7 protein-coding genes are annotated in these 6,288 nt (G+C 71.0%); 5 read left to right on the top strand and 2 right to left on the bottom strand.

Annotated features, from left to right (window positions below):
* Positions 1-85 (bottom strand): helix-turn-helix domain-containing protein (locus BKE38_RS33890; RefSeq protein WP_367596340.1); only part of this gene is annotated, 85 nt, incomplete at its 3' end.
* A 139-nt stretch (positions 86-224) separates the two neighbouring features.
* Between BKE38_RS33890 and BKE38_RS26020 the strand changes: the two genes are divergently transcribed.
* Both BKE38_RS26020 and BKE38_RS26015 read left to right on the top strand, forming a co-directional pair.
* Positions 225-1,370, top strand: a complete 1,146-nt coding sequence (locus BKE38_RS26020; protein ID WP_076960116.1) for a mandelate racemase/muconate lactonizing enzyme family protein — start codon at positions 225-227, stop codon at positions 1,368-1,370.
* Positions 1,371-1,386: 16 nt separating this feature from the next.
* A complete protein-coding gene (locus tag BKE38_RS26015) occupies positions 1,387-2,361 on the top strand; it encodes a Bug family tripartite tricarboxylate transporter substrate binding protein (protein ID WP_076960115.1) in 975 nt (324 codons plus the stop codon).
* A gap of 4 nt (positions 2,362-2,365) precedes the next feature.
* On the opposite strand, the gene BKE38_RS26010 is transcribed toward BKE38_RS26015, so the two are convergent.
* Positions 2,366-3,541, bottom strand: a complete 1,176-nt coding sequence (locus BKE38_RS26010) for an MFS transporter (RefSeq protein WP_076960114.1) — start codon at positions 3,539-3,541, stop codon at positions 2,366-2,368.
* 150 nt (positions 3,542-3,691) lie between these two features.
* Here BKE38_RS26010 and BKE38_RS26005 point away from each other — a divergent pair, with 150 nt between their 5' ends.
* The 3 genes from BKE38_RS26005 to BKE38_RS25995 form a co-directional block, all read left to right on the top strand.
* Positions 3,692-4,462, top strand: coding sequence for an SDR family NAD(P)-dependent oxidoreductase (locus BKE38_RS26005; protein WP_076960113.1), 771 nt, complete (start codon positions 3,692-3,694; stop codon positions 4,460-4,462).
* A 116-nt stretch (positions 4,463-4,578) separates the two neighbouring features.
* Positions 4,579-5,538 (top strand): sugar-binding protein, encoded by a 960-nt coding sequence (locus tag BKE38_RS26000; protein ID WP_076960112.1) that lies wholly within the window; start codon positions 4,579-4,581, stop codon positions 5,536-5,538.
* Positions 5,539-5,541: 3 nt separating this feature from the next.
* Positions 5,542-6,288 (top strand): ATP-binding cassette domain-containing protein (locus BKE38_RS25995; protein ID WP_131829729.1); only part of this gene is annotated, 747 nt, incomplete at its 3' end.

Here is a 6,288-nt window from a genome sequence, read left to right as displayed (position 1 = left end):
GGGTGACCGCGGGCTGGGAGACGTTCAGCGCCGCCGCGGCGGCGGTGACGCTGCCCAGCTCCATCACCCGGCGGAACACCGCCATTTCCCTGAGGTCGAAGATCATAACCGCCCGGCATGGACCCTGCGCGAAACGGCATTGGCGCACATCGATCCGGCAGCGCCAAGCTTCGGGCCATCCCGGCCGAGACGAGCCGGGCAGGAAACGTCAGGACAAGCCGCCCGTGCGACTGAAAGAGATCCGCGGCCATCTGCTGGGATTCGCGCCCAGCCCGGCCATCGGCAATGCGACGCGGATGATCCGCCGCCGCGATTTTCTGCTCGTCGAGCTGATCGCCGACAGCGGCGAGCGGGGCTGGGGCGAGGTCTTCGCCTCGCCCGCCGCCGCCGCCGCGCTGGTCCGCACCCGGCTGGCGCCGCTTCTGCTGGGCCAGGCGCCGCGGCAGCATGGCCGGCTCTTTGATGCCATGCTGGCGACGCTGGGCTATGACCGGCGCGGCCCCGGGATGATGGCGATCTCGGCGGTCGACATGGCGCTGCACGACCTGGCGGCCCAGGCGCAGGGGATCAGCGTCGCCGAGATGCTGGGCGGCGCGATCCGCACCCGCCTGCCCGCCTATGCCAGCGCCCCCTTCATCACCGAGGCGGCCGATCCCTACGGCCACTACGCCGCGGAGGTGGACAGCATCCTGCGGAAAGGCTTCCGGGCTGTGAAGCCACGGGCCGGCGTCTCGCCGCGGGCGGATGGCGCCATGGCCATGGCGCTGCGCCGGCAGGTCGGGCCCGAGGTCGCGCTGATGGTCGACATCAACCAGGGCTACACCGCCGCCGCCGCCATCGCCTCGGCCCAGCGCATGGAAGAGGCCGGGCTGCTCTGGATCGAGGAGCCCGTCCAGCCCGAGGATTTTCTGGGATATGCCACGGTCGCCCGCGCCACCGCCACGCCGATCGCCGGCGGAGAAGCCCTGGCCAGCCCCGCCGCCTTCCGGGATTTCCTGGCGGCCGGCGCGCTGGCGGTGCTGCAGCCGGACCTGACCGTCTGCGGCGGCTATACCGGCTTCCAGCGCATCGCGGCGCTCGCCGGCGCCTACGACCTGCCGGTGATGCCGCATGTCTTCGGCACGGCCGTGAACATGCGCGCCGCGCTGCAGGCCGCCGCCATCCTGCCGGCCCGGCGCGGCGGCGGCTTCGCCCCCTATCCCTGGATCGAGATGGATGCCTCGGCCAATCCGCTGCTCGACCTCGGCGGCGCGGTGACGGTCGGGGCCGATGGCTGCATCGCCGTCCCCGACGCCCCCGGCACCGGCCTCGCGCTGGATGCCGAGGCGCTGCGCCCCTGGATCACCGAGACATTCCGCTGCGTCGCCTGAACGGGAGGAAACAACGATGGAAAAAATCACCCGGCGCGCCGTCCTCGGCAGCCTTGCCGCCGCCAGCCTCGCCACGCCGCTGCGCGCCGCCACCTGGCCGGAGCGCGCCGTCACCGTCATCGTCCCCTTCCCGCCCGGCGGCAGCAACGACGTGGTCGGGCGGCTGGTGGCGCAGGCGCTGGGCCGCAGCCTGGGCCAGCCCTTCGTCATCGAGAACCGCCCCGGCGCCAACGGCAATATCGGCGCGGCCAGCGTCGCCCGGGCGGCGCCGGACGGCTACACGCTGCTGGTCTCGGGCAACGGCCAGAACGCGATGAATCACGGGCTGTACCGCTCGATGCCCTATGATTCGCGCATTTCTTTCAGTCATGTCGCGCAGCTGGCGTCGGTGCCCAACGCGCTCGTGGTCGCCGCGGATTTCCCCGCCCGCACCTTGCCCGACCTGCTGGCCATGGCCCGCGAGAAGCCCGGCGGCATCAGCTTCGCCAGCCCGGGCAGCGGGTCCTCGGGGCATCTGGCCATGGCCATGCTGATGCGGGCGGCGGGGGTGGAGCTGATGCACATCCCCTATCGCGGCGCGGCCCCGGCCATCACCGACGTCATCGCCGGCCAGGTGGCGGTGGCCATGCTCAATGTCGACGTCGCCCTGCCGCATGTGCGCGCTGGCAAGCTGCGGGTGCTGGCGACGACCGGCGCCGAGACCTCGCCGCTGTATCCGGAGGCGCCGACCGTCGCCGCCTCCGGCTTCCCGGGCTTTTCCGCCGAAGGCTGGATGGGGCTGTCCGGCCCGGCCGGGCTGCCGGCCCCGATCGCCGCCCGGCTGGAGGCGGCGGTCGCCGAAGCCCTGCGCGACCCGACGCTCGTCGAGCGTTTTTCTGCCTCCGGCTATGCCCCCGGCCGGCGCGGCGCGACCGATTACGCGGCTTTCGTCGGCGCCGAGATCGACAAATGGGGCAAGGTGACGAAGGAGCTCGGCATCCTGCTGGAGTGAAGGCTCAGGCGCCGCCGCGCATCGCCCGGCGCAGCGGGATCATCGCCACCACGGCGATGGCCGCCCCGGCCAGGAAGGTCGCCTGCGGGCCGAAGCCGCTCCACAGCAGCCCGGCCAGGGTGCTCGCCAGCAGCAGCGCGCCCGCCTGGACCAGGTTGAAGGCGCCGAAGGCAACCCCGCGCAGTTCCTTGGGCGCAGCATCGGCGATCAGCGCCGAAAGCAGCCCCTGGGTCATCGCCATGTGCAGGCCCCAGAGCGCGGCGCCGACCAGCACCACCGGCCAGCTCGGCGCGAAGGCCAGCACCAGGTCGGCCGCCACCAGCAAGGCGACGCCCCAGCCCAGCAGCCGGCGGCGGTCCATCCGGTCGCCCAGCCGGCCCAGCGGATAGGCCGCCACCGCATTGACGAAGGTCAGCGCCACCAGCACCAGTGGCACCCAGGCCGGCGCGAGCCCCGCGCCAGCGGCGCGCAACAGCAAGAAGGCTTCGCTGAAGCGGGCGAGGCTGAACAGCGCGACCAGCCCCACCACCTGCCAATAGGCCGCCGGCAGCTTCTTCAGCTCGGCCCGGCGCAGGGGGAAGGGCCGGCGCTGCATCGGCGCGGCGTCGGCCGGCTCCTTCACCCCGAAGGCGATCAGGGCCACGGCGACGGCGGCCGGGATGACGGCGAACCACAGCACGGCGCGGGAATCGCTGTTCAGCAGCAGCATCAGCCCGATCGCCGCCAGCGGGCCCAGGAAGGCGCCGGTCATGTCCATCGACTGGCGCAGGCCATAGGCGGCGCCGCGCTGCTCGGGCGGCGTGACATCGGCGATCAGCGCATCGCGCGGGGCGGAGCGGATGCCCTTGCCCACCCGGTCGAGGAAGCGCGCCAGCAGCACCGCGCCGATCCCCTGCGCCATCGGGAACAGCGGCATGGTCACCGCACTCATGCCGTAGCCCAGCAGCACCAGCGGCTTGCGCCGGCCGATCCAGTCGGAGACCACGCCGGCGAACAGCCGGGCCAGTGCCGCGGTGGCCTGGGCGATGCCCTCGACCAGGCCGACGAGCGCCACCGGCGCGCCCAGCGCCACGGTCATGAAGACCGGCATCAGCGAATGGGTCATGCCGGAGGCGATGTCCATGAACATCGAGACCAGGCCGAGCGCCACCACGGTGCGGGGCAAGGGGGCGGTCGTCATCGGCGGTCCTCGTGCGGCTTGGGCGAGGCCGCTCGCTACGCGATCCGCCTCCCCGGTTCAACCGCGCGCGCGGGCGTGTCCGGCAGCACGATTGCCAAGCGGGGCCGCCGATCCCAGTCTTCCACCAAACCAGGGAGGCACCGGAAAAAGATGCAGCGCAAGGCGATCTACCCCGATCTGGCCCAGAAGACGGTCTTCATCACCGGCGGCGGCAGCGGCATCGGCGCGGCGCTGACCCGCGCCTTCGCGCATCAGGGCGCCCGCGTCGCCTTCGTCGACATCGCCCTCGACGCCAGCCGCGCCCTGGTCGAGGCCATCAAGGCGGAGGGCGTGCCGCACGCCCCGCTCTTCCTCGAATGCGACATCCGCGATGTCGGGCTGCTGCGCCAGGCGGTGGCCGAGGCGGCGGCCAGCCTCGGCGACATCACCGTGCTGCTGAACAACGCCGCGCATGACGAGCGCCATGCCGTCGACCGCGTCACCCCGGAATACTGGGACGACCGGATCGCGGTGAACATGCGCCCCGTGTTCTTCGCAGCCCAGGCGGTGATCCCGATGATGCAGCGCGCCGGCGGCGGGTCGATCGTCAATTTCGGCTCGGTCTCCTGGAAGCTGCGCCAGGGCGGCATGCCGGCCTACACCATGGCCAAGGCCTCGATGCAGGGGCTGACCCGCGGCCTGGCACGCGACTTCGGCAAGCAGAACATCCGGGTCAACACCCTGGTCCCCGGCTGGGTGATGACCGAGCGGCAGCTGACGCTCTGGGTCACCCCCGAGGCCGAGCGCGAGATCGATGCCGGCCAGGCCCTCGCCGGCCGCGTGTTCCCGGAGCATATCGCCGAGATGGCGCTGTTCCTCGCCTCGGACGCCTCGGCCATGTGCTCGGCGCAGGAATTCGTCGTCGATGGCGGCTGGACGTGAAAGCGGCGCAACTTCACCGCTTCGTGCGCGCAATGAAGCGGGGGCTCTGCTAGCGTTTCCGCCTGACAAGAAATCGAGGCCCGACAAAAGCGGCCCGATGGGAGGAACCAGACGTGATGCAACGGCGCACCCTGCTGTCTGCTGCTCCGGCGGCGCTTGCTCTCGGCACCCTGCCCCGCCTGGCTGCGGCCCAGGAGAAGAAAAGCCTCGCCTTCATCGTCAATGTTTCCGCCGATTTCTGGACCATCTGCAAGCGCGGCATCGAGAAGGCCAATCGCGAGCATCCCGAATTCGCCATGGAGATGATCGTGCCCGGCCAGGCCAGCGCCGCCGAGCAGCGCCGCATCGTCGACGAGCTGCTGGCCCGCCGCGTCGCCGGCATCGCCATCTCGCCGATCAACCCGGCCAATTCGACCGAGATGCTGAACCGCGTGGCGGCGCAGTCCATCCTGTTCACCAGCGACAGCGACGCGCCGGCCAGCAACCGCATGGTCTATATCGGCACCGACAACGTGGCCGCAGGCCGCGAGGCCGGCAAGCAGATGAAGCGCGCTTTGCCCCAGGGCGGCAAGGCCATGCTCTTCGTCGGCACCATGGATGCCGACAATGCCCGCGAGCGCGTCCAGGGCATCCGCGAGGAGCTGCAGGGCAGCGAGATCGGCATCGTCGACATCCGCACCGACGAGAGCGACATCGCCCGCGCCAAGCGCAACGTCGAGGACGTCCTCGCCCGCTATGCCGATATCAACCTGCTGGTCGGGCTCTGGGCCTACAACACGCCGCAGATCTACCAGGCGGTGAAGGGCGCTGGCCGCGAGGGGCGGGTCAAGATCGTCGGCTTCGACGAGGATGCGCTGACCTTGCGCGGCGTTGCCGACGGCACCATCGAGAGCACCGTGGTGCAGCAGCCCTATGAGTTCGGCTACCAGAGCATGATCGGCATGGTGAAGGTGCTGGCGGGCGACAAGTCCTTCATCCCGGCCAGCAAGCAGATCATCATCCCGACCCGCATCATCGACAAATCCAACGTGGCCGACTTCCAGAAGTCGATGCGGGACCTGCTGCGCGGGGCCTGACGCATGGCGCCGCTGCTGCAGCTGGAGGGGATCGGCAAGACCTATCCCGGGGTGCGGGCGCTGGATGGGGTCAGCCTGGCCCTGGCCCCGGGCGAGATCCTCGGCCTGATCGGCGAGAACGGCGCGGGGAAATCGACGCTGATGAAGATCCTGGGCGGCGTCGTGCCGCCCAGCGAGGGCACCTTGCGCATCGACGGCACGGCGCGGGACCGCTGGGACGTGGCCGAGGCGACGCGGGCCGGCATCGCCTTCGTCCATCAGGAGCTGAACCTTTTCGACAATCTCGACGTCGCGGCCAATGTCCTCTTCGGCCGCGAGCCGCGCCGCTTCGGGTTTCTTTCAGTCGTCGACCGGCGGGCGTCGCATGAGCGGGTGCAGCCCATCCTGGATCGCCTCGGCGCGGATTTCGCGCCAGGCACGCCGCTGGCGGAACTGTCGATCGCCCAGCGGCAGCTCGTCGAAATCGCCCGCGCGCTGGCCGCCGAGGCGCGCATCATCATCCTGGACGAGCCCACCTCCTCGCTGACGCTGTCCGAGACGGCGCGGCTGCTGACCGTGCTGCGCGAGCTGCGCGCCGACGGCGTCGGCCTGATCTACATCACCCATCGCCTGGGCGAGATCCTCGATGTCGCCGACCGGGTTGTCTGTCTCCGCGACGGGAAGATGGTCGGCGCGCTGGCACGCGAAGAAATCAGCCATGCCGCCATGATCCGGCTGATGATCGGCCGCGAGCTGCGCGCCCTCTACACC

Origin of the sequence: Teichococcus deserti, assembly GCF_001982615.1 — a bacterium.
In the GTDB taxonomy this organism is placed as follows: domain Bacteria; phylum Pseudomonadota; class Alphaproteobacteria; order Acetobacterales; family Acetobacteraceae; genus Pseudoroseomonas; species Pseudoroseomonas deserti.
This window is presented reverse-complemented; position numbering and strand designations above follow the sequence as displayed.

What these genes read in the sequence shown, in the direction of transcription:
- BKE38_RS26015 (WP_076960115.1), top strand. Translation starts at nt 1,387, where the DNA reads ATGGAAAAAATCACCCGGCGCGCCGTCCTCGGCAGCCTTGCCGCCGCC.
- BKE38_RS26000 (WP_076960112.1), top strand. Translation starts at nt 4,579, where the DNA reads ATGCAACGGCGCACCCTGCTGTCTGCTGCTCCGGCGGCGCTTGCTCTC.
- BKE38_RS26010 (WP_076960114.1), bottom strand. Translation starts at nt 3,541, where the DNA reads ATGACGACCGCCCCCTTGCCCCGCACCGTGGTGGCGCTCGGCCTGGTC.
- BKE38_RS26005 (WP_076960113.1), top strand. Translation starts at nt 3,692, where the DNA reads ATGCAGCGCAAGGCGATCTACCCCGATCTGGCCCAGAAGACGGTCTTC.